Origin of the sequence: Streptomyces sp. S186 (assembly GCF_051603415.1) — a bacterium.
Classification (GTDB): Bacteria; Actinomycetota; Actinomycetes; order Streptomycetales; family Streptomycetaceae; genus Streptomyces.
In genome coordinates, this window is sequence record NZ_CP193933.1 from 110,503 (window position 1) to 131,492 (window position 20,990).

Genomic DNA, 20,990 nt, shown 5'->3' on the forward strand with positions numbered 1-20,990 from the left:
CTGCTGCAGATTGGGCGTCAGTTTGCAGCAACTTAGGCGTCACGCCAGGACGGCAAGAGTTCGTTGAGGAGGGCCTCGGTTCGGGGCGGGAGGCTGTGGGCGCCGCCGCTGTGCTCGTGATGGCGGGCGATGAGCGATGCTGCTGTTGATTCGAGCGTGGCCGTATCGCCTGTGGCGTGTGCGGCGCGTAGAAGTTCGTTCCAGAGTCGCTCGTCCGTCGGCGTGATGGTCAAGGCCGTGTTGAGGGCGTTGAGCGCTGGTGTCGGGTTGCCGGCCTCCAGGTGGTGGGCGGACAGCGCCAGCGCGACGTCTGCCACCAGTAGGGGCAGCTGGGCCTCGACGATCTCGTGGGAAAGCCAGGCGTAGCGGCCCTGTGGGCGGTTGGCGAGCAGGGGGCCGCGGGCCAGTGCCAGGGCGTCGTTGAGCAGACGTTCCCGTATGTGTGCGTTGCTTGAGCCTCTGCCCGCGGTGGCCTCGTAGTGGAGGGTGCGGAGCACGTCGAGGTCGGAGACGACGGACGGCGCGAGGGTCAGCCGGCCAGTGATATCGGTGCCGAGCCGCGGGCTTCCGTCGGGGTCGTTGCCCAGCCAGGTTCGCAGGCGTTCGATGAGGGCGTCACGGGCATCCTCGGTTACGCCGCGGGGCCACAGCCCGGAGGCCAGAACGCGCGGGTGCACTCCTTGGCGATGGAGCAGGAGCATGACCAGCGCTTCGTGGAGAAGCGGGCTGTGCTCGGCGTCAGGTGTGTCGAGGCCGGTGATCTCGTAGGTGCCGACCAGCCGTGCGTACACCGCGGGTCGTCCGCTCGGGGTGATGTCGACCATGAACTGTGGGGCGCTGGGGTCCGGGTCGCGGTCGTCGTCGGTTGTGGCGTCGGCGAAGAGCTGGACCACGGCATCGTGCTGGGCCTGGGGCAGGAGCTGTGCTTGCAGTTCCAGGCCGAGGAAGGGGGCCAGGAGGCGTCCGTCGGGGGTGATTTCGATTTTCCAGGCCGTGCCTGGCAGGCTGTTCGCCTCGGTGGCGGCCACGTAGCTGATGCCCAGCCGACCGGAGTCGGCAACGAGCTCGGCGATCTTCGCTGCCTGATCCTCGGTCGGCTGTGCGGCGAGGAGGACCAGGTGGGGCGTCCATTGGGTGTGCTGTGCGGAGCCGGTGCGGCTGGCGAGTACGGATTCGTGGCCCGTCATGGCGAGGGCACCGCGCCGCTTCCGGGTTTCGGCGTCCATGGTTTCGAGAAGGGCTTCGATGTCGTCGAAGTGGCGGACGCGGGTGGGGTCGAGCGTGGTGAGTTCCGTGCCGAAGCCGACGAGGGTGAGTGTCATTCGGTCCGACCAGCCGCTGGTGGCGAGTTCTGCGGCGACCGATGTGAGGACGGCGCTTTGGTCCGCGTGCGTGCCGGTGAGTGAGACGAGTCCGGGGACGGCTTCGAGGTTCAGCAGCACACGCGCGCCGTCGAGGCTGCCGAGGCTGACCAGGCCCGGGTAGGGGGCGGCAGTGCCGGCGTCCGTTTCGTGCGCCGCGATGTCGGCCCGTTGGATGCGCCAGAATGTCTCGTTCTGACCGAACTGCCATGGTGCTGGGGGCTTACCTGCGGGATGGGCGAGCTGGAGGTTGAGCTCGCTGTCGGTGAGCCTGGCAACGTAGAGGGTCGGCAGGGTGCGCGATTCGACGGTCAAGGCGGCCGCCAGTCCCCTCAGGGCATGGTCGAGATCGCGTACGGCCTGCGGGTCGGCCCCGACGAGCAGGGCATCTTGGGTGTCGGCGGCGGCACCCGTCGGCTGGCGAAGCTCCGGGGTGTGGCGGCCCTTGGCGTCCATGGCGGACTGCCACAGGGCTGTGCGGCGTCGGCGGCCGAGCGCCGCGAGCAGGCCGGCGGCGAGTAGCGGGGCATCCACGAGGGCCTTGGGGAGGCCGGAGGACGAGGTGGAGGACGGCGAGTTGGGGCCGGCGTTCTGGCCACCGGCTTGATTCCCGGCCTTGCCCGGGATGGTCAGGCTGATGCGGTGGCCGGGGTTGAGGCGGACCGGGAGGCCGGTGGCGGCGAGGTGATGGCCGGTGATCTGTTGCCACTGGTGCCAGGTGTCGGGGGCGTGGGTGGGGTGGGTGAAGGCCGGGATGTAGCGGCTGCCGTCGTCCTCGACGACGGTGTAGAGGCCGGTCTGCCCCTCCTGGGCGAACAGGATGAGTGTGGCGTCGCGGAAGGCCGTGAGGAGTTCCTGCTCGCTGCCGTAACCGGTGACAGCGCGCTGCAGGGCTCCATCCAGGGCGGTGACGGGGGGCGGGAACTCCAACGCCACCGGCGACGGGCGGTAGTTCGGGTTGTGCGTGAAGGAAACGAGCTGGCCGGAGCTGTTGACGGACCAGCCGCCCACGATGCCGTACGGGGGGACGGCGCCGTTGGGGTCGAAGTACGGGTCGATCGCATACACGTAGCCGTCGCGCTGCCGTGCGGCCTGGGCGCGCAGAGCCTCGGTGACCGGGGGAACGACGGCGGCAGGGCTGGACGGGGTGGTCACAGCGACTGGCTCCACTGCTCTTCGAAGGCGATCTGCTCGGCGACGGTGGCCAGCGTCTCGCGGGGGGCGGGGTGGAAGGTCTGGATGCGGTCGGCGCTGGTGGGGCGGAGCCCGAGCCTGAGTCGGTAGACGAGGAACCCCCCGGTCCCACGGCACATCCCGGAGGGCCAGGTGTCGCGACGCGAGCCGTTGACACCCAGGAGCCACCCCTGGGGTTCGATCTGCTCGCGGATGCGGGTGAGCGCCTCGAAGCAGTCGTCCGCTGTGCCGGTGACATGCCCCCAAGGGCCGTTGGCGGTCACGGTGAAATCGTGGTTCTCGCCTTCCCAGTGCAGGACGGCGTCGGCCTGCTGGTCGCCGTTGAAGGCGAGGATTTCGAAACGGTCGGGGACCAGGCCATTCATCGGGTCCATCCTTCGGGCAGTTGACTGGCGGGCGGTGCTTCAGGGGCGGGAGCGACGGGTTGTTTGGGGATGTGAGGCTCGTAATGGGGATTCGGCGCCCATTCTCCCTTGGTCCCGTCGGGGAGGATCTCCCAGGCCCCCTTGATGTGCTTGCGGTCGATGCCCCCGGCGAAGGCGATCTCCTCCTCACCTCGGTACTTGTTGTTCGGCAAGGTCTGGTTGACGTCGATGCCGCCGGGAGCATCCACCTCGTACCGGTATTTGGTCAGCCAGTTGGCATCGGCGTCCTTGGTGGTGCCCACAAAAGCCGACGCCTGGTTGCCCTCCACATAGCCATGAAGGTTTGTGTTGGACGCGTCGCGTGGGTGGAAGCCCTGGTCGAAGATCTCCTGGGGATGGCGGTTGTCGTTGCGATACAGCGGCTCGTGGTCTTCGCGCCACACCGGCGTGTGGCTGATGCTGTCGACGTCGACGCTCTTGTCTGCGGCTGCGGGAAGGCTGCGAGGGTCGTCCGGGTCCAGATCCCTACCCGCCCCGGCGGCGTCATCAGCGTGCTCGGCAACGTCATCGGTATGCCTCACCGCATCATCGGCATGCCGAGCTGCGTCGGTCGCGTCGTCGGCGTGCCTGGCAACGCCGGCGGAGTCCTCGGCGGCGGTCTGGCTGAAGGTCTTGGCAGCGTCTTTGGCGACAGCGCTTTCCGCGCCGTGGGCGACGGCCTTGGCTCCGACCTTGCTCGCGGCGCCTGCGCCGCCGAGGAAATTCGTCGCGAAGGCGCCGATGGCCTCGTTGCGGTCGGTGCTCCACCCCTCTCCGATGACGCCCTTGGCCAGCTCGGTGGGGTGGTTGGCAGTGTGAATCAGGCCGCCGGCGACACTGGTGAGGTTGGTGATGTAGTCGGCCGGGTGGGTCAGGTTGTACGGGTCCTGGAAGTTGACCGTGCGGACCAGGCGCAGCATCGAGGTGCCGGTCTTGATGATGCCGCCCAGCTGGTGCTCGGCCCCGACCAGCTGGTTTTTCACCGTGTTGCCGGCTTCGATCTTGAGGCGGTCCAGGCCTTGGGGCTCGGCGGGTGCCTGGCTGATGCCTCGGATGAGCTTCGCGGCCAGTTGGGTGCCAGCGCTGTCGCGCTGGCTGCGGGCCGTCTTGAGCAGGTGCTCTGCGGATTCGCGTCCCTCGGCGCCGGGGTCGTGGAACGGGCCCGGCGCCTGCGGAGACTGGTCCCCGGCGTCATCGGCCTGCTGGGTGTAGTTGTCGACCTTGCGCTGGTATTGCTCCAGGGCCGCCGCGGTCTGCTTCTGGGCCTGCTTCCACCGCTCGACCGCCTCACGGGCCTGCTTACACGCCCACTCGACGGTGTCGGCGTAGTGATCCATCGCAGCGGCCGCGTCCTCGAACGAGTCGGCGGCCCTCAGCCAGCGCTTGGGGTGGGTCTGCACCTTCTCGCGAAAGCGGTCAGCGGCCTGTCCGTGCCAGTCCGAGGGATCCATCTTCCGCAGCGCCAAGCCGGTACGTTCGAAGGCCTCGCCCAACTTCTTCAACTGCCCTGCGGACTTACGGATGCTGCTCGCGTCCCCGTGCAGCAGCAGGGCGGGGTCGTCGCTCTCGCCCAGCTGGAGCTCGTGGGTCTGGGCACCCAGCTCGTTGGCCGCCCAGGAGCCGGCTGCGTCGGCCTTGTCCGCCCAGCTGTGTGCGCCCACTGCATCAAGCAGCTTCGCAGTACCGTGGGTGACGGTCTGCACCCCGTCGGCCAAGCCGTCGCGGGCTGACTGGGTGACGCGGTCCAGATCGTCGAAGAGGCCCATCACTTCCCCTTCGCCGCAGTGCCGGCGTCTTGCCCGTCGTCGTCATCGCTGAAGGGCGCGGAGCCGACGGCCTTCACCACCCCGATCTGGCTTCCGGTCACTCCGGTCTCAGTGACGTCTGTCCAGGCGTTGGAGAGGTTCTTTCCGCTCTTGTGCAAAGCGTTGTCGAAACTGTCAGCGGAGTAGTCGGGGGTGTAGGCGTCCTTGATCTTGCCGCCCACCTGGCTCCAGGACATCTTCTCCGCATCCTTCGACGTCAGCGTCGGGTCCGCAGTCGCGGACAGCACAACGTCCTTGAGGACGTCCATGCCGTACTCCTCCGCCTCGTGGTAGTAGCCCGCGTTGAGATCCAACGTGCCGGCCACCTCGTTGCCCTCGTCCAAGAGGGCCTGGACCTCCCAGCTCCAACGCTCGGCGAAGTCGTCCAGCATCTGAGAGGCATCGGAGTGCCCCATCACGATCGGTGACACCGACAGATCGGAGAAGCCCTGCCCCGTGGACGCCTCAGTCGCATCCGTGATCTTCTTCAGCTCGTCCAGCGCATCGTTGATGCCCTTGGACACCTGCTTCAGAATCTGCGGATCGACCCCGAAATCACCACCGCTCACCACGTGGCCGGCTCCCCCTTGGCTACGGATTCCATATCGAGCGCAATCCCATCCGGCACGATTCCGGACACAGGTGGCAGGAAGGCGCGAAGTCCAGAGGACACGTCCACCACGACCCCCATCGGAACCCGGTCCCGCTCCACCAGCCCAGGAAGCAGCTCTTGCAACAGCTCCTCACCGCCCACGCGCAGGTAGCGTGCGTACCGGGCCAGTTCGGCGGGCAGTTCGCCGGGCTTGGCTGCCTCCCACTTTTGCTGCAGAAAGGCGTGCATCTCACGTGTGCTGGTGAACGCGAACAGCCAGCGAATGTCATCCAACTCGCCACTCCATACGGCGCCTTCACCGAGCAGGGGGAGCAGAAGCTCTGCGCCCTGCACGGCTTCGACAAGCGCCTGTGGATCCCCTTCACCTCGTAAGAACGCGGCCATCTGCGCGCGCAGTTCCGCCGTCCCTGCCGATTGCTCCCCACCCAACTGGCTCCGCACCCCCGCTTGTGCCGACCTGCCACGACTTCAGCACATGCCAGGCCAGGCAGCTCGGTACGACTAGTAATCACATGGCATGAGCAAAGGCGATACTAGATTGACGCCTGTGATCCCCGCGAATTGGGAGAGGGCGTGAGTCCTTCCCGTAGGCGCAATCGGCGGTGACCCAGGCGATATCGATCGCGACGTCCTCCCCGGACAGATTGCCCGCGAGGAACAACAACGCCGTGCCTTGGCCGAATTCGTGCGAGATTGGGACACAAGTAGGCGGAATGCGCAGGTCTAGGCTGTCGCCGATGGTGCGGACGGCTGGGGGTGTTGCCGGGCCCGGCTATATGGATACCGCCGGTTCAACGATCCGATCGTTTGAGGGTCACACCACGACAGACTCGGACTCTTCGAAGATGTCAGCGACCTCGTGCACGTCTCCGCAATGCGGACGATTTATTGCCGCGTTGGAGCATTCGCAGATGGTGAGCGTGGCGGGACCGGGTCCCGCCACGCTCCCTCCGATTGGCGATGAGGAGGATGCTCAGGATTACGCCTGTACACCTGCTGGAACACATCAGGTCGAGTCCGCGACGCGCGCGTCGCCGGTCAAAGCCGCGTCGGTGAGGCGGGCGGGCAGGTCCGCGTAGGGCAGGTCGAAGAAGAAGTCGACCTTGAGTAGCCGCACTCATGTGCGCTGCCGCGTTGGAGGGTTGGCTTTTGTCCATGGAACAGATGCCGTACCCGTACGAAGGTGAGCCGAGGCGTCCGACGGACGAGGGTCGTGGGCCCTTGCGGATCGCAGCTCCGGCGATCTCGACCGCCGTGGTCCTGATCGAGGTGTTCGTGCTCGGCTGGCTGTTCATCATGACGGCCGCGCTGTGCGGCAGTGCTTGTCACTACGGGCGCGGCGCGATGAGATTCTCGTTCATCCTCACGGTGTGCGGCTGGGGGCTCGTCATCCCTATGGCACTGCTGCTGATTTGCTGGCTCCTGCCGTGGCGGCGGCGCTATGACCAGGCGCGGAAGGCCGCTGCGATTCTGGCGCCGCTCTCCCTCGGAGCGCTCTACATCCTCTTCAACGTACTGCTCGCCGTGTCGTGAGCCTCTGGGGTGCCAGCACTGCCGACCAGCGTCGGCCTTGAGACCGGCATGCATGGGGCGGGGCGGGGCCTGACAGCGGCAAGATCTTTCCCGCGTACGGCCAGCGGTCCCCACGCACGGTCCCCACCGGCGGCCAGTTGCACTCCCCGGGGAGAGAGGATCGCTCGCGGAGGTGCTGTCGCGTCCCGCCGATGCGGACACCGCCGATCTGCGGGCCCGGCCGGTCCCGGATGTGCTGGCGATCTTCCGCCCGATGTCCGCCGATGAGATCGACTTCGACATCGATCTTCGCGAGCTGCAGGGCCAGGACGGCGTGGACACCCTGTGCGGCCTCCTGGGGGCGATCGGCCGCCGGCTCGGCAAGCCGGTGGTCATGACCGGCGAAGGCGACTACGGAAACCCGGTGCTCGGGTTCGACCCCGCAGCCGACCGTGTGGTGCTCCTGGCCGATCCCCAGCGATCGCGCTGACCGGTATCGCCGCGGGCGGCGTCGGCTCAGATGAATGACGCGCGCGGCGAGAACCACCGAGCCAAGCACCGGTCACCCACAGTGATGACTTTCGCGGCCAGTTGACTCCCCGTCAGCTGCCTGCGGGGGGGGGGAAGGTCCGACTGGCCGCCGACAGGGGCCCGGCAGGAAGGCGCTGCCGACGGCGCTGTCGAGCGGATCCGCGTCACCCACGCCACCACCGTTCGGGTCTCGCTCTGCCTACTGCTGATGAGGCCTTGAGATTGTGGCTCTGCGGCTATCGGGGCGCGCTTCCTTCGCAGCCAAAGCTGGCCGTTGACCTTGTCCCTGGGGCAAGCCACAGCATCAGCGGGCCGGCTGAAGCACACCCCGACAGGAGGGAGGAGCGCGGATGGACACTGAGATCCACCGGCTGCGTCACCAGGAGCTGATGCGGCAGGCTGACCAATACCGTTTCGCTCGCGAGGTCATGAAGACCAAACACGGCTTCCCAAGTCACCGCGTCCGGCAAGCGTCGACCGAGTCGCCTGCCCGCTGCGTGGGCTGCGATCACTTCTCCACCGACGGGGCTGGCCTGCGGACGGGGGTCGGCCGGGAACGTCACGCTACTGCACCGGCACCACTGGACAGGGACTCACCGGGCGCCTCCTCGCCGGCTGCTTGCCAGGCACGGAGCTGGCTCGGCCGTACGGTGGCACCGAGCGCCGCCGCCGACACCGCGACGACCAGGAGCCAGATGGCGCCCGCCACGGCAAACGCCGCTTCGACCTGATCCTCCTCGACTGATGTGGCGAGCTGCGGCCTGACCATTGCCTTGGGGTCGCGGACCACGTTCACCTGCTCGCCGGGCCGGTCGTCGTGCTCACAGAAGACGGTGTCCGGCCTCTGGACCGGGTTGTCTTCGCGGACGGTACAGAGATACTCGGTGACCTTCCCCCGCCAGGGCGTGACCGCGGTGACGACTCCGGAGCGGGTCACGCCGCGCTCGCGCAGCACGACCGCCCCGGCCGAGTCGGAGGCGATCACCGGAACCGCGAGCAACGCTATGAACATCAACGCGTATGCCAGCGGTCGCACCAACGGAGTGGCCAGCACCGACACCACCTTCATCAGCCCCACCGCACTGACCACGCAGGGGCACCCCGGGCAGCCCCATGCCGTTGACGGCATGCAGCGCGCCGCCCAGAAGATGGAGCACCACAAGGACCGGAATCAGCACGGCGAGCAGCCACGGGTGACGCGGGTACCACGGAAGCGGTTCCGCACGCCCGCGGTGCCGTCCGCGGAGTCTTACAGAACTCCGTCCGCTCCCCAACACCTGTGCCGCGTCGGGCCGTCCTTCCGCGTCAGCATGCCGCTGCGGCCCCGGACGCTCCGGCGCGCCCTCCCCCGTCGCCATCATGTACGACATCCTGGCACCCGCCACCTGCTGCTCGGTCCTGGACCTGCAGGCCCAAGACCGGTCGGGCCAGGGGAGCGGTCACAGGCTGTCTCAGCGCCCGATCGGCGTTCCGCACCTGGGAGGTGGCATCATGTCGGGTCGTGTCCCGCGCCGTTGGTTTCCCGGAAGCCCGGCGGCCGGGCGGATCGTGCTCGACTACGGACGGTGGGCCGGCCATGGGGCGTACCGGGAGTTCGTACGGAACGAAGCCGGAGAGCTCCACTTGGGCGTGAGCTTTTCGGGCCGGCGGGGAGAGGTGGGTAAGGGCGGTGACCAGCACGAGTCCGGGCGATGGGACGGACGGGCCGCCGCTGCCGCCACCGGGTGCCGGCCGCTCCGCCCGGCGGTCCCGGGGCCGGGTGTGGCTCGGGGGATTGACGTGGCTCATGGTGGCCCTGATATCGGCAACGGCCTGCTACGTCGTGTTCGCCGTGGTGCTGCCCACCGACGCCAAGCTGTACCGAGACTACGCGACGGCCAAGCACTGTCGTGCCCACGCTCCGGAGGAGGGGTGGGAGGACTGCCTGCGTACGGTCCCGTTCACCGTCGAGCGCACGAGGGTCGACCACGGCATGCGGAACTCCACCTTCGAGGCGACCTTGTCCGGCGCGCCTTTCTGGAACGGGGTCGTGCGGTTCCGTGGTGAGGAGCCGCTGCTGGCGCACCTCCGGCCGGGAGAGCAGGTCAGCGGTACGGTCTGGCGCGGCGACATCGTGGCGGTCGGCAAGGGGAGCCTGCGGCAGGCCACCTCCCGCGAGCCCGGCTACGACCCGCAGTTGACCGCCGCCCTCGGCACATTCACCGGTCTCCTGGCGGCCCAGGGGCTCGGGTTCGGTGCTGTGCGACTGGTCAGGCGCCGTGGCCACGAGCCCTTCACCTGGCTCCCGTACGGCCGGGCGTTGTTCTCCGTCATGGCGCTCACCTGCGCGGCCGTGGGAGTCCCGGGCTGGTGGCTCGGCTTTGCGTGGTGGGTGATTCCCGTCGTCGCCGTACCGGTCGCGGCGCTGTCGGCCCGGTGGCTCTACCGGTTGTGGCGCCCCCACCGCCGGCCCACGGCGGTGGAGACGCCGAACCAGGGCGGCGGTCCGTTCCGTTACGGGACCGAACTCTCCTGACGGACCGGGGCCGCTTTGACGGACCGGGCCCTGGGCCGATCGAGGATGGCGGAGGCACCGGGCGCCTTTCACCCGGGACCCGTAGCACCCGGCCACCACAGCATGAGCCACGGAGACGCCGCCCCTGAGCAACGAACGTATACACCCTGGTGGGGGCGCAGGGGCATGCCCCCCTCAAAGCGGCCCCCGTCTCAGCTGTGAACGCTTATCAGGCGGGTTCGTCGGGATCAGCCCATACCTCGGAGGCGGTGTCGAGCGAGTCCAGTACCAGGGTGTCCTGCTGCAGAAGCCGGACCAGGCGGGCGACCTGGTCGTCGGAGAGAGGCAACAGCAGGCACTGCCCTTTGGCTGCCGGGTCCGGCGGGGCGACGACGATACGGGCGGTCGGTCGGCCGGGAAGACGGGGCATCGCGTTGACGGTGAGGTTCACCCAGCCGATGAGGGCATTGCCCAGGCGGCCGTGGTCCGTGCTGTCGTCGAGGTCGACCCATCCGACGGTCGCCGTGCTCAGCATGTCCTGCGGAGGATTCGACATGCCGTCAGGCTGCCACGGCCATACTCGACTGGCTCTGCTCCTCTACCGCGTCGGCGCGTCCCCACCCCCTGATCTGTTGCAGTGGGAAGTTGAAGCCCTCGAACCCGACGAACTTCAGCGCCTGGTCCTCGCCGCCGTCGCCCCGTACATCGACCGCGAAGTCCTTGCCGAACAGATCGCCCGCGAGGAACAACAACGCCGCGCCTTGGCCGACTTCGTGCGGGGCTGGGACGCAGCGGGCGGAATGCCGCAGCTCTAGGCTGCCGCCGATGACACGGACGCGGGTGGGTGGTGCCGGGCCCGGTGACTGGGTTCGGGCCCGGCTGTATGGATACCGACGGTTCAACGATCAGGTCGTTCGAGGGTCACACCACGGAAGACGTGGGCTCTTCGAGGATGTCAGCGACCTTGCGGGGCACCGGCGAAATGTTGAGCACCTCATCGACGAGACTCACTACCGTGGTCGGCACGGCGAGAGGTGGATCCAGTGAGCATCAAGGAGTCCAGTGAGCTCCGTATGCAGGAGATCGAGGCGACGCTACAGGACGTCCTGACGCACATCCGCCCTCAGGGGCACCCGAGCTGGGGGCTCAACACGTGCCTGGTCACCAACGATCAGCTGGACCGGTGGCGTCAGGCTGCGGGACTGCCTCCGGCCGATCGGGAAAAGTCCGCGCGGGAATCCAGGCGCGGCTAGAGGGGAACGCCAGATCGTAGGGAGCCGGAACCCACAGGCGTCCCGGTGCCCGCCCGCACATGTCTCCGCGATGCAGGGGAGGCTGTTGTCCGATCAGGTGACCGCGGCAGCGGCATGTCGTTTCCAGGACGTGACGAATGAGCGCCTCGATTCGGTGATCAAAGCGAATGACCTGATTCAGGCTCAGCTGGAGGGGATCGCCATGGCCGTCGCTCCCGAACAGATCGCTGGTTCCAGCTGGGAGGAGTTCAACCTCCGTGCGGAGATCATTGATGATGCCCTCCGGCTCTGTGAGGACGCAGAAGCCGCGATCGATTCCGGTGAGCCAGATGACGCCCTCGCGGCCTTGATGAGTGCCATTGGCCGGCTCGCGGTCCAGCTGCGGGATCGGATCCTGGACCAGGCCGTGGCGTCGAACCCACCACCGGAGACTTCGCCCAACGATTGCTCGGAGTAGGACGGGCTGCGCAAGGATGGGGGCATGATTCAGTTCCCCGCCCGCCGCCGACACTACGGCGGCCCGCGAGGCTCTGCATCGCGCGCTGCGGCTCCTGGACGACCAGGACAACCCGCTTGCGCTCGACGAGGCCCGCGAGGCGGCCCAGGCGGCTGCGGACGCAGTGCCATACCCGTGGCGGGCGCGGCACTGCATTGCATACCGGCGCAACGCGAGGGAAGACACCTGCCGCAGCCGCACCTGCACCCGTTGCGCCGCGTTCAGGGCCGGCGACCCCATGCCACCCGACGACTACTGATCAGCAAGCCGGACTGCTCTCGGTGGTACGGGCGCACCGGCTACCGGTGATGGGGCTCTTTGAGTTTCTTCAGAGTCGCTCTTCCCGTCGCTTATTTGGATGTTGAACGGTGTGCGGGAACTGGCGAGCAAGAGCATGTGAGGGCCCGGCGACCGGCAGGTCGTCGGGCCCTGGAGATCAGTGAGCAGTCAGCCGGAGTTGATTAGGGAGTTCTCCGCAGCGGGACGACGCCGGGTCCGGGGATGGCCGGCCGGGCGGCTTCCGGGGTGGCCAGCAGCGCAACGATGGTGATGGGCTGCTGGCAGTGCGGGCAGTTGCGTGTGGCGGTGGGTTCCATCGGGTCCCGCTCAGGTGGGAGTTGGCGACTTCCGCTGGTTCGGGTAATGGGTTTGGGTGGTGGCGGAAGCGCGGGACGGGGTGCGGGCGGTGGTGTCTCACCGAGCCGGCGGGCTCGTTCTTGGTCGCGCTGCTGCCCGCGTTTGCGGTCGGCGGCTCGGCGGCAGGCCGGGGAACAGTAGTGCTGGCGGGTGGTCCGGGGTGCCTGGAAGGTGGTCTCGCAGACCGGGCAGACACGGTCGTCGAGCGCGTCGGCGCCGGTGCGGGCCGTGAGGCGGCACTCGGTCGAGCAGTATGACCTGCGGGCACTGGAGGTAGTGGTGAAGTCCTGTCCGCAGGCCAGGCAGTTTCGCTGGAGCGGGGTCTGTTTGCGGTTCTTCTCGGCGCAGGTGGGCGAACAGTAGATCTGGCGACTCTTTGCGGTGGTGAGGGTGAAGACGGTCTCGCAGATGGGGCAGCGTCGGGCCATGGCGTCACCGATTTCCGGGGTGTTGGTGAGGTCACGAGACACGGGCGTTCACTCCCTGACGCAGGGTGTCGGCCTGGCTTTGGTGGCCGCGGAGTCGGTAGGACGGGCCGTCGATACCAACGACGGCGGCCCGGTGCAGGAGCCGGTCGAGCATGGCGGCGGCGACGGTGGCGTCACCGAAGGCGCCGGCCCAGTCGGCGATGCCGACATTGGTCGTCAAGATCGTTGACGACTTCAGATACCGCTGGTTGATCACCTGGAACAGGGCCGAGGCCCCGTCCTCGGGCAGCGGCAGATAGCCGAGTTCGTCGATCACCAGCAGCTTGGGGCCGGCGAAGAAGTTCATGCAGGTCTTCCACCGGCCTTCCAACGCGGCCTTGTGGCACTTCGCCGCGAGTTCGGCGGCGGTGGTGAAGTAGACGCGGTGCCCGGCATCGACGGTGGCCCGGGCCAGCGCGACGGCGAGCATGGTCTTGCCGACGCCGGGCGGGCCGACGAACAGGACGTTGGAGGCGTCATCGAGGAATCGCAGGGTAGCCAGGTCACGGACGAGTTTCTCGTCGACGCCAGGCTGGGCAGCGAAGTCGAAGTCGTTCAAGGTCCAGGGCTCGGGCAGGCAGGCGAACCGGAGCCGGGAGGCCAGCCGTCTGGCCTCCGTGGCCTCGACCTCGATCTCCAGCAGCCGCTCCAGGGCTGCGGTAAGGGACATGCCCTCAGCCCGCGCCTGGTCGCAGACGCGGTTCAACGCCTCGGCGGCATCGTTGAGTTTGAGGTAGGAAAGGTGGCCCCGCAGCTGCTGGAAGCGGCGTGCTTCGCTCATCTTCATTGGCGGCGTCATGCTCACTCCGTGTTCTCCTCCTCCGGTGAGGGAGCGTGCCGCAGCCGGTCGGCCACGGCGGCATAGTGGGACAGGTCGATCACGACCCGTTCGGCGGTCGAGGCAGCAGCGGCCTGCCCCGCGCGGAGCCGCTCGGCCTCGGCCAGCGCCGCCGGCGAGGGCGGGCGGCGGACCTTCGTCTTGCAGGGCGCCTTCTGGGAGAAGGACTCCAGGACCTTGCGTTCCAGGGCGACGACATGGCCGGCGTCCCGGACCGTCTGCCCGGACCCTCGCAGGGCCCTGCGGTGGCGGGCAATGACCGCTCCGCCGGCGGTGAGGATGTCCAGGAAGTCCTCACCCAGACGGTGGCGGACCACCACCTGGGTTCCGGACAGCCCTGGCGGCACCGAGTACGAGTTGCCCTCGAAGGACACCAGGGCCTGCGCGGTGATCGTGCGTTCGACCGTTACTTCCGCCGGGAAGGGTAGCGAAGGAAGATCCAACAGCACTTCGGCATCAGCGAGTTCACCGACGGTGGTCCGGACACCTTCCAGAGTCCGGCGCCGCCCGTCCATCCGGCCAGCCAGTTTGTCGACGCCGGACTGAGCCTGCTCGACGGTCAGACCGTCAGGGACCGTGCGCCACCAGCGTTGCGCGGCGGAGTGGTTCGCCTTCTCCACCACACCCTTGCGGTTCCCGCGGCGCGAGGGACAGATGTCCACGCCGACGCCATAGAACTTCGCGACCGCGGCGAACCCCGCAGTGACCTGCCCGCTGGACGGGTAGCAGACCGTGGACATGCGGTCGAAGCGCCATCGGCGGGCGGTCCCGCCCAGTTTGCGGACCACCTGATCGAGGGCCTGGACCAGGTGCGGAAAGTCCTCCCGCTCGGCCAGCACCGCTCGCCATCGACCTGAGTGCGGAAGCGCGCCGACCAGAAGATGGGCATGCTCCCCAATACCCCATTCATCAGGAGGAGTTGGAAGTTCCAACCAGTCAAACTGGATCTCCTCTCCCGGCGGGTGGGCGATGACCGCGACATCGCGGCCCTTGGTCGCCTGGCACGGTTCGCAGTGCGGCCGGACGTCATGGCGGCGCAGGGCCCGCGTGAACGTGGAATAGCCGCCCTGATAGCCGAGCTCGATGACCTCGTCGAACAGGGCCGTCGCCCACAGGTGCGGATCATCGGCGAGGCGCTGGCGGCAGTAGTCCAGGAACGGCACGAACGCATCCGGCGCCTGCCGCCGCTGACCAGGCGTCCTTTCCCCATTCAGGTAGTCCCGGATCGTCTGCCGGTCACGCCCCAGATGCCGGGCAATCGCCGAGATCGTCCATCCCTGACGACGCAGAGCGTGTGCGTCCACGTCTTCCTCCCGCGTGAGCATCCAGGCCCCCGAACAGGCCGACCTTCAAGCACACGCAGGCTCTCCACGACACACCGACGCCAGTTCGACACGCCGGGCAAGATCACACAAAGGGTGGGGAGATCAACTGAGCACGTTTGCCGAGCCCCGTGAGCAGGGGTGGCGAAAATCAAAGAGCCCCATCACCGGCAGGACCACGACGGTTCACGGCGACTGGTGCTCGCTTCAAATCCGCGTCGGTGAGGCGGGCGGGCAGGTCCGCGCAGGGCAGGTCGAAGAAGAAGTCGACCTTGAGTAGCCGCACTCATGCGCGCCGCCGCGTTGGAGGGTTGGCTTTTGCCCATGGAACAGATGCCGTACCCGTACGAAGGTGAGCCGAGGCGTCCGACGGACGAGGGCCGTGGGCCCTTGCGGATCGCAGCTCCGGCGATCTCGACCGCCGTGGTCCTGATCGAGGTGTTCGTGCTCGGCTGGCTGTTCATCATGACGGCCGCGCTGTGCGGCAGTGCTTGTCACTACGGGCGCGGCGCGATGAGATTCTCGTTCATCCTCACGGTGTGCGGCTGGGGGCTCGTCATCCCTATGGCACTGCTGCTGATTTGCTGGCTCCTGCCGTGGCGGCGGCGCTATGACCAGGCGCGGAAGGCCGCTGCGATTCTGGCGCCGTTCTCCCTCGGAGCGCTCTACATCTTCTTCAACGTACTGCTCGCCCTGTCGTGAGCCTCTGGGGTGCCAGAAGACGCCACTACGTCGGGGCTCGGGCCGGCTGCGGTGATCTGAACGAGGTTCCCCTAGCTTGTCGTTTACACGTCGCCGCGCCGCGGATGGAGGGCGTCCTGCACGCTGGGGTAGGACCAGGTGCTCGGGTGGAGGCGCGGTGCCCGGGATGTCGGAGTCGCCCGTGACAGCCTGTGGGCATGGCAGACGCGTTGGATGTGGCGAGTGCTGGGTGGGTTGACCTCGACGAGCAGTCGGACCACGGCCGCCTGGCTCAGGCGTTGCTCGGGTGGGCGAACTTGACCATCAACGCGATCCCGGGTTTCCACGGTCCGCCGACCGCGCGGGTCGTCATCGCACCGTCGGAGGCCGCGGAGCCGGGCGAGTGCCTGCGGTAGGTGCTGTCAAACGACCAGGTTGAGCGCCTGGTTGCTCTGCTCGACCAGGACACTCAGGTCCTCGACGCACTCGACGAGCAGTAGAGCCTGGGCCTGCGGCCATCGGCTCGCGCTCGTGCGCTCTTGAATTGCCGCCCACTGCTCCTCGGGATCCGAGATCGCCGCCAGGGTAGTTGACGTCCCCCGCGTGGACCAGCGTGGCTCCGGTGCCCGGTGGCATCGGGGCCACGCTGCCTCGCCTCCTTGATCATTCGTCCCCGCTGGGGCTGTCAGCTGCGGCTACGCCCAGTCCAGTCCCAGCCCGGCCAGGGTGGTGAGCTGGTCGCTGGTGAGCTTGGCGCGGCGGGTTTTGGTGTTCGATAGCCATACCCCCAGCCGCACAATGACCGGGTCACCGCCGTCGGCGGGGTGGAGGCTTTCTTCGTGTTTGCGGGGGACCTTCGTGTGGCCTTCACGTGCGGTGTACTGCGCCAGCGCCGTGATGCCTCGTTCGAAGGCCGTCATCTTGGCCAGACCCGGCACTCCTGCGGGGACGGCCGCCGGCTGCTGTACAGCGGCTGTCTCCGGTTCCGGGGCGGGGGAGAGGGCGGGTTCGACCCCGAGGCCGGCCAGACGCTCGCGCTGCCCCTCGCTCAGCTGCTCCCAGCCCTCCCGCTGTGCCTGCAGCCACGCTCCGACGTCCTGGCCGCCGACGGTGACGCCGGGCAGGACCTCCTCCAGTGTTGCTCCGTCGTTGATGAGGCCGGCCAGTGCCGTATACCGGCGTTGCCAGTCGATGGGCCAGGTGGGGTTCCAGTCGGGGTCGATGGCCTCCAGTGCCCGCCGGCGGTCCTTTGCGCGTTCCTCGTCTTTGCCCAGGCCCCCGGTTTTGCGGCAGTTGGCGAGCCATTGGCCGACCGCGACGGTGTCGATGGAGGCGTCCTTGGGGGCTGCGAGGGTGCCGTGGAGGGCGAAGTAGTCCCGTGCCGCGGCGAGGTTCTTCCAGAACCGTGCGTCGGCGACCGACCACACCATGCCCAGCTCGTTCAACAACTCGACCCGCCACGCCTTGAGCGTCCCGGCGCGGAACTGGCGCCGCTGCTCGCTGACCCAGGCCCCCAACGCATACGTGTCGTCGCCGTTGCCGTCTCCGGTCTCGCCGTCGGCCTCGGTCGTCCCGATCGGAACAACGGCGTCCAGCGGCACCTGCGCATCACCATGCTTCTCGACCCACTTGCGCAGCGCGTTGAGGCCCGACAGCCACACCTCGGAGTCAGGCCGCAGCACCCGGGTACGCAGGAACATCGCGATGACGTCGGGGTCGCGGGGGAGGGAGAACCGTAGCAACGGCACCCCCCTCTTCTTCCCACCCTCCTCGTCCTCGCCCGCCTCATGGCCGGCCTCGCCGCGCCGGGCCCTCGCCTCGCCGCTCTCGCCTTCCTCGGGGGTGCCGGCGCTGAGGTCTTCGGCCGCCAGCTCTTCGCCGCCTTGACGGTCTTCGCCGGCGGCCTGTTGCTCCTCGTCTTCTTCGTCCTTCTTGTGTTGGGGGTCGAGGGCGACGACGGAGGTGGCCTTGCCGCGGGCGCCGCGGGTCCCCAGGACCATGCGTTCGACGATCCGCTCGTCGTGGGCGCGCAGTCCCTGGAGTACGGCGACCAGGGGTCGGTAGCTGGCGGAGGCCATCATGTCTTCGGGGTTTTCGCCTGGCTGAAGGAAGACGGGCACGATCAGCCTCGCCACCTTCCCTTCCCCGGGGTCCTGGCGCAGGCCGCGGCCGGTGATCTGCACGATCTCCACCGGCGAGCTGCGGGTGTCGGCGAAGACGACGCCGCCGACGCCACGCTTGCCGCGGATGTCCACGCCCTCACCCAGCACCCGGCAGGACCCGAGGATGCCGAAATCCGTGACCCACCCCTCGGCGTCGAGGCCGTCGGCGAACCGGTCCAGCACCGTCCGCCGATGCTGCGCCGGGTGCTCCCCGCACAGCCACTCCGCCCCTACCCGCTTCGGGTAGAGGGCCGGATCGGTCTCGTGCAGCTCGGCCGCGGTCTCCGGCAACGCTCGGGCGAACGCCATCGCGTCGAGGGTGCGGCTGTGAAACGTCATCAGGCTGCGGGCGCTGATGGTGTCCGCGTGTTTGAGCAGGGCGGCCTGCAGCGCGGCCAGTCGCCGGCCGCGCACTTCCTCCGCCGACGCGTCCGGCCCGGGGGCTTCGGGGTCGCGGATCTCCAGCACGTCGATCTCGAACGAGGCGAGAATCCCCCGCTCGATGCTCTCCATGAGCCCAAGCTCGAAAAGCACGGGCCCGTAGAGTTCGACGTCGTCGAAGGAGGCCACCAGACGTCCACCCAAGGCTCCTGAACCGTCCTCAGAATCGCTCGCCGAACCCGGCTGGCCCGTGTCTCCGACGGCGCTCGGGGAGGCTGCCCACAGGCGTGGTGTGGCGGTCATGTACAGGCGCCGCACCGCCGGGATCCGCTCCTGATCGTGCACCGCTGCCCATGCCTTGCCCAGGTCACCCGAGGTGCGGTGGGCTTCGTCGACCACCAGGAGGTCGAACGCGCCCATGCGCTGCCCGTACGAGCCGCGCAGGGCCCGCTCCAGCACCCCCGGCGCCCCCGCACCTTCACTGTCGTCGCCGGCCGCGATGTCCTGGTCGTCCTCCAAGCCCTGCGGCGACAGGCTGGCGTACGTGGCGAACACCAGCATCGGCCCGCTGCCGACCCACAGCGCCAGCTGCGTCGGGTTGGTCGTGCACCGCACGTCCAACTCCTCCAGCAGCGGGTCAGACCCCAGAGAGCACACTGCCACCGCCGGCCCCTTGTGCCCCACCGCACGCCACGCTTCCGCGGTCTGCGTCAGCAGGTCCAACGTCGGCACCAACACTCCCACCAGACCCCGGGGCACCATCTTGAGCGCCGCGGTGGCCGCCGTGATCGTCTTGCCCGACCCGGTCGACGACACCACCGTCCCCCGCAGACCCCGGGCAGGCATCCCTCCCTCTACAGGACCCGAAAGACCGCGGATAATCGCATCCACGGCCTCCACCTGATGTGGCCGAAGTGGAATACCACTCATTTCACACCCCTCCATTGCCCATATTCCAACGATTCAACGAACCTGCATTCCGCACGGGAATTCAGCGCGACGACCTAAAGGGCTGGACCGACACCGCGCCGTCCTCGCCGATGACCATCCGCTCCGCCAGCTGCGCCAGGACCTCCTGCGGTGTCAGCCCGGCATGGGAGGCGAGTGCCCGTAGTCGCCGGCTCGGTCCTGCGGACAGCCACACCTTGGTGCGCAGTTCGTCCGCGGCCTCCCGCCGCCGTTCCTGGTGCGCGGCGTGCGCGGCCAGTGCCTGCGCACGCCGCGCTTCCCGCTCGGCGGCCCACGCCGAGCCGGCGCTGTCCCGGCCGGGCTCGTAGGTCTCCCACCCCGACGCCTCTACCAGGGCCTGCACGCGCCGCCACTCGGCATGCCTCGCGGCCCACACCTCGGCGAGCTCCTCCGGATCCGGCGCATACGGTTCCCGCACCACCCGCCTGGCGACCGGAGTTGCTCGGCCGTCTCCCGCTCCCGCACCGCTGCCTCGGCAACCTTCTCGGCCACCCGCGCCGCCGGCATTCCCGCACCCTGCCGCCGCACCACATCCCGGGCGAGGTCCTCGCTGTTCCAGATCACCGGCCGAGCTCCTCACCCGTGACGGGGGGCCGGTGCGGCGTGCTGGCTGCGAACGAGTCGCACCAGATCGACGTATCTGCCTTGTGCCAGCCGCCGGGCTTTCCGTCCTTGAAGGGCGGCTTGTCGTCCGGGTTGTAGTGCCCGGCATCGAGCGTGCAGACGATGACGTCCCCGTCGCTGTTCACCGTCCGCGCGGTGCACAGACCGCCGGCCTCACCCAGCGCCTCCAGCACCCGGCGCCGCGCGGTGGTGTTCGGATGCGTGCGCGGCAGCACCGTCTCCCGGACGAACGCCTCCAGCCGCACCAGGTCGGCGCGCACGTGCCGCACGTCTGCGAGATGCGCGGCCGGCGCAGCAGCCCCGGCCGCCCGGCCCTCCTCGCTGGTGCCGGGGTCGGCTTCGTGTAGAGCTTCGAGGGTTTCGAGGTCAAGGTCGATGGCCAGGTGGTCGAGATAGAGGCGCTGTTCAGGGGTCAGGCCCAGCCGGGGGTCGTCGGCGAGGCGTACGAGGGCCGCGGCGGTGAAGCCGGGGGCAACGGCCTGGACAGCGTGCCGCATGGCCTCCATGGTGGCTTCAGCCCCGTTCCGGTCGTCCTCGCCGGTGTAGTGCAGAGCGATGCTGTAGCTGTGCCACGCCCGTGCGGCCAGGGCTTCCATGGCGATGGAAACGCCTGGGTCCGGGTCGTCGGCCGACAGGGCCAACGAGCTCTGACTGGCTGGTTCATGGCCGCCCCTGTATCCGGCCGGGGTCTGTACAAGGCTCAGGCCGTGGTGGTCGAGGTAGGCCAGGAGGAACTGGGCCAGGGCCCGGCCGGGGTGGCTGGCGTGCTGAATCCCGGGTGGCTCGCTGGTCCAGCCGAAGGTGGCCTGGTGGGGCCGGGGCCGTACGCTGCCGGTGTGCGGGTCGGGGAAGACGACGGCGCGGGTGAAGAAGTCGTCCAGGAGGCTGAGCAGTTCCCCATCCGGATCGTCGAGTTCGCGGCCGCGCACGGTGGTGATGGCGGCCTCTAGGATGGTGGTGAGGTATCGCCGGCGGGCGTCCTCCTGCTGCCGGAGCGCGCTCTCCCAGCTCTCCTCGACCACCTCCACCACGCGGTACATGCCCTGGTCCGCGTACAAACCGTCCGGCTTCTCCAGCGCCTTCCGGGCCTTGGAGACGGCCTCCTCGACCGACCGGCCGTAGGCGTAGTTCGTCAGCAACGCGGCGCCGGGATGCGCCGGATCGGTGCGCTGAGCCACGATCCGATAGCGGATCAGCGCCGGATCCGACGCTTCTCCGATAGCGTCTTGTGATGACCGAGAGGGGGA

At 68.5% G+C, this 20,990-nt stretch carries 20 protein-coding genes and 1 pseudogene; 8 read left to right on the forward strand and 13 right to left on the reverse strand.

Annotation, left to right across the window (positions count from 1 at the left end; all coding sequences use genetic code 11):
• Positions 1 to 32 precede the first annotated feature (32 nt).
• Genes ACRAS8_RS36905 through ACRAS8_RS36925 form a run of 5 tightly spaced genes read right to left on the reverse strand, consistent with a single transcriptional unit; the run spans position 33 to position 5,806 of the window.
• Positions 33 to 2,516: a type VII secretion system-associated protein gene (locus tag ACRAS8_RS36905; RefSeq protein WP_438490799.1), complete on the reverse strand. Its 2,484-nt coding sequence runs from the start codon at positions 2,514 to 2,516 to the stop codon at positions 33 to 35.
• Complete coding sequence (locus tag ACRAS8_RS36910; RefSeq protein ID WP_438490800.1) at positions 2,513 to 2,920, reverse strand: hypothetical protein; 408 nt, start codon at positions 2,918 to 2,920, stop codon at positions 2,513 to 2,515. The genes ACRAS8_RS36905 and ACRAS8_RS36910 overlap by 4 nt, the downstream gene beginning before the upstream one ends.
• A complete protein-coding gene (locus ACRAS8_RS36915; protein ID WP_438490801.1) occupies positions 2,917 to 4,725 on the reverse strand; it encodes a putative T7SS-secreted protein in 1,809 nt (602 codons plus the stop codon). Before ACRAS8_RS36915 ends, ACRAS8_RS36910 begins: the two co-directional genes overlap by 4 nt.
• Entirely contained in the window at positions 4,725 to 5,336 is a 612-nt protein-coding gene (locus ACRAS8_RS36920) for a hypothetical protein (RefSeq protein WP_438490802.1), read from the reverse strand. The genes ACRAS8_RS36915 and ACRAS8_RS36920 overlap by 1 nt, the downstream gene beginning before the upstream one ends.
• A complete protein-coding gene (locus ACRAS8_RS36925; protein ID WP_438490803.1) occupies positions 5,330 to 5,806 on the reverse strand; it encodes an SseB family protein in 477 nt (158 codons plus the stop codon). Before ACRAS8_RS36925 ends, ACRAS8_RS36920 begins: the two co-directional genes overlap by 7 nt.
• A 726-nt stretch (positions 5,807 to 6,532) precedes the next feature.
• Here ACRAS8_RS36925 and ACRAS8_RS36930 point away from each other — a divergent pair.
• Complete coding sequence (locus ACRAS8_RS36930) at positions 6,533 to 6,910, forward strand: hypothetical protein (protein WP_438490804.1); 378 nt, start codon at positions 6,533 to 6,535, stop codon at positions 6,908 to 6,910.
• A gap of 166 nt (positions 6,911 to 7,076) precedes the next feature.
• Positions 7,077 to 7,379 (forward strand): annotated as a pseudogene (locus tag ACRAS8_RS36935) (hypothetical protein); the annotation flags it as partial.
• Positions 7,380 to 7,979: 600 nt separating this feature from the next.
• On the opposite strand, the gene ACRAS8_RS36940 reads toward ACRAS8_RS36935, so the two are convergent.
• A complete protein-coding gene (locus ACRAS8_RS36940) occupies positions 7,980 to 8,510 on the reverse strand; it encodes a hypothetical protein (RefSeq protein ID WP_438490805.1) in 531 nt (176 codons plus the stop codon).
• A gap of 579 nt (positions 8,511 to 9,089) precedes the next feature.
• Here ACRAS8_RS36940 and ACRAS8_RS36945 point away from each other — a divergent pair.
• Entirely contained in the window at positions 9,090 to 9,935 is an 846-nt protein-coding gene (locus tag ACRAS8_RS36945; RefSeq protein ID WP_438490806.1) for a hypothetical protein, read from the forward strand.
• A gap of 208 nt (positions 9,936 to 10,143) precedes the next feature.
• On the opposite strand, the gene ACRAS8_RS36950 is transcribed toward ACRAS8_RS36945, so the two are convergent.
• On the reverse strand, positions 10,144 to 10,470 hold the full coding sequence (locus tag ACRAS8_RS36950; RefSeq protein WP_438490807.1) for a hypothetical protein: 327 nt from the start codon (positions 10,468 to 10,470) through the stop codon (positions 10,144 to 10,146).
• Here ACRAS8_RS36950 and ACRAS8_RS36955 point away from each other — a divergent pair.
• The 3 genes from ACRAS8_RS36955 (at position 10,469) to ACRAS8_RS36965 (ending at position 11,624) form a co-directional block, all read left to right on the forward strand.
• The gene (locus ACRAS8_RS36955) at positions 10,469 to 10,729 is read left to right on the forward strand and encodes a hypothetical protein (RefSeq protein ID WP_438490808.1); all 261 of its coding nucleotides are present in this window, start codon (positions 10,469 to 10,471) and stop codon (positions 10,727 to 10,729) included. The two genes, ACRAS8_RS36950 and ACRAS8_RS36955, sit on opposite strands and share 2 nt — an antisense overlap.
• A gap of 228 nt (positions 10,730 to 10,957) precedes the next feature.
• Positions 10,958 to 11,167, forward strand: a complete 210-nt coding sequence (locus tag ACRAS8_RS36960) for a hypothetical protein (RefSeq protein ID WP_438490809.1) — start codon at positions 10,958 to 10,960, stop codon at positions 11,165 to 11,167.
• An 85-nt stretch (positions 11,168 to 11,252) separates the two neighbouring features.
• Positions 11,253 to 11,624, forward strand: coding sequence for a hypothetical protein (locus ACRAS8_RS36965; RefSeq protein WP_438490810.1), 372 nt, complete (start codon positions 11,253 to 11,255; stop codon positions 11,622 to 11,624).
• 500 nt (positions 11,625 to 12,124) lie between these two features.
• Here ACRAS8_RS36965 and ACRAS8_RS36970 read toward each other — a convergent pair whose 3' ends face one another.
• The 3 genes from ACRAS8_RS36970 to ACRAS8_RS36980 are packed head-to-tail and all read right to left on the reverse strand — an operon-like array spanning position 12,125 to position 14,929.
• The gene (locus tag ACRAS8_RS36970) at positions 12,125 to 12,769 is read right to left on the reverse strand and encodes a hypothetical protein (protein WP_438490811.1); all 645 of its coding nucleotides are present in this window, start codon (positions 12,767 to 12,769) and stop codon (positions 12,125 to 12,127) included.
• Positions 12,759 to 13,553: an IS21-like element helper ATPase IstB gene (gene istB / locus ACRAS8_RS36975; RefSeq protein WP_438490819.1), complete on the reverse strand. Its 795-nt coding sequence runs from the start codon at positions 13,551 to 13,553 to the stop codon at positions 12,759 to 12,761. Before istB ends, ACRAS8_RS36970 begins: the two co-directional genes overlap by 11 nt.
• 14 nt (positions 13,554 to 13,567) lie before the next feature.
• Positions 13,568 to 14,929, reverse strand: coding sequence for a Mu transposase domain-containing protein (locus ACRAS8_RS36980; protein WP_438490812.1), 1,362 nt, complete (start codon positions 14,927 to 14,929; stop codon positions 13,568 to 13,570).
• A gap of 321 nt (positions 14,930 to 15,250) precedes the next feature.
• Between ACRAS8_RS36980 and ACRAS8_RS36985 the strand changes: the two genes are divergently transcribed.
• Positions 15,251 to 15,628, forward strand: a complete 378-nt coding sequence (locus ACRAS8_RS36985; protein ID WP_438490813.1) for a hypothetical protein — start codon at positions 15,251 to 15,253, stop codon at positions 15,626 to 15,628.
• A gap of 197 nt (positions 15,629 to 15,825) precedes the next feature.
• Positions 15,826 to 16,023: a hypothetical protein gene (locus ACRAS8_RS36990; protein ID WP_438490814.1), complete on the forward strand. Its 198-nt coding sequence runs from the start codon at positions 15,826 to 15,828 to the stop codon at positions 16,021 to 16,023.
• 279 nt (positions 16,024 to 16,302) lie between these two features.
• Here the strand turns inward: ACRAS8_RS36990 and ACRAS8_RS36995 are convergent, their stop codons facing one another.
• The 3 genes from ACRAS8_RS36995 to ACRAS8_RS37005 form a co-directional block, all read right to left on the reverse strand.
• Positions 16,303 to 19,095 (reverse strand): Helicase associated domain protein, encoded by a 2,793-nt coding sequence (locus tag ACRAS8_RS36995; RefSeq protein WP_438490815.1) that lies wholly within the window; start codon positions 19,093 to 19,095, stop codon positions 16,303 to 16,305.
• A gap of 46 nt (positions 19,096 to 19,141) precedes the next feature.
• Positions 19,142 to 19,537: a hypothetical protein gene (locus tag ACRAS8_RS37000; protein ID WP_438490816.1), complete on the reverse strand. Its 396-nt coding sequence runs from the start codon at positions 19,535 to 19,537 to the stop codon at positions 19,142 to 19,144.
• A gap of 142 nt (positions 19,538 to 19,679) precedes the next feature.
• Positions 19,680 to 20,921: a hypothetical protein gene (locus ACRAS8_RS37005; protein WP_438490817.1), complete on the reverse strand. Its 1,242-nt coding sequence runs from the start codon at positions 20,919 to 20,921 to the stop codon at positions 19,680 to 19,682.
• Between the last annotated feature and the right edge of the window lie 69 nt (positions 20,922 to 20,990).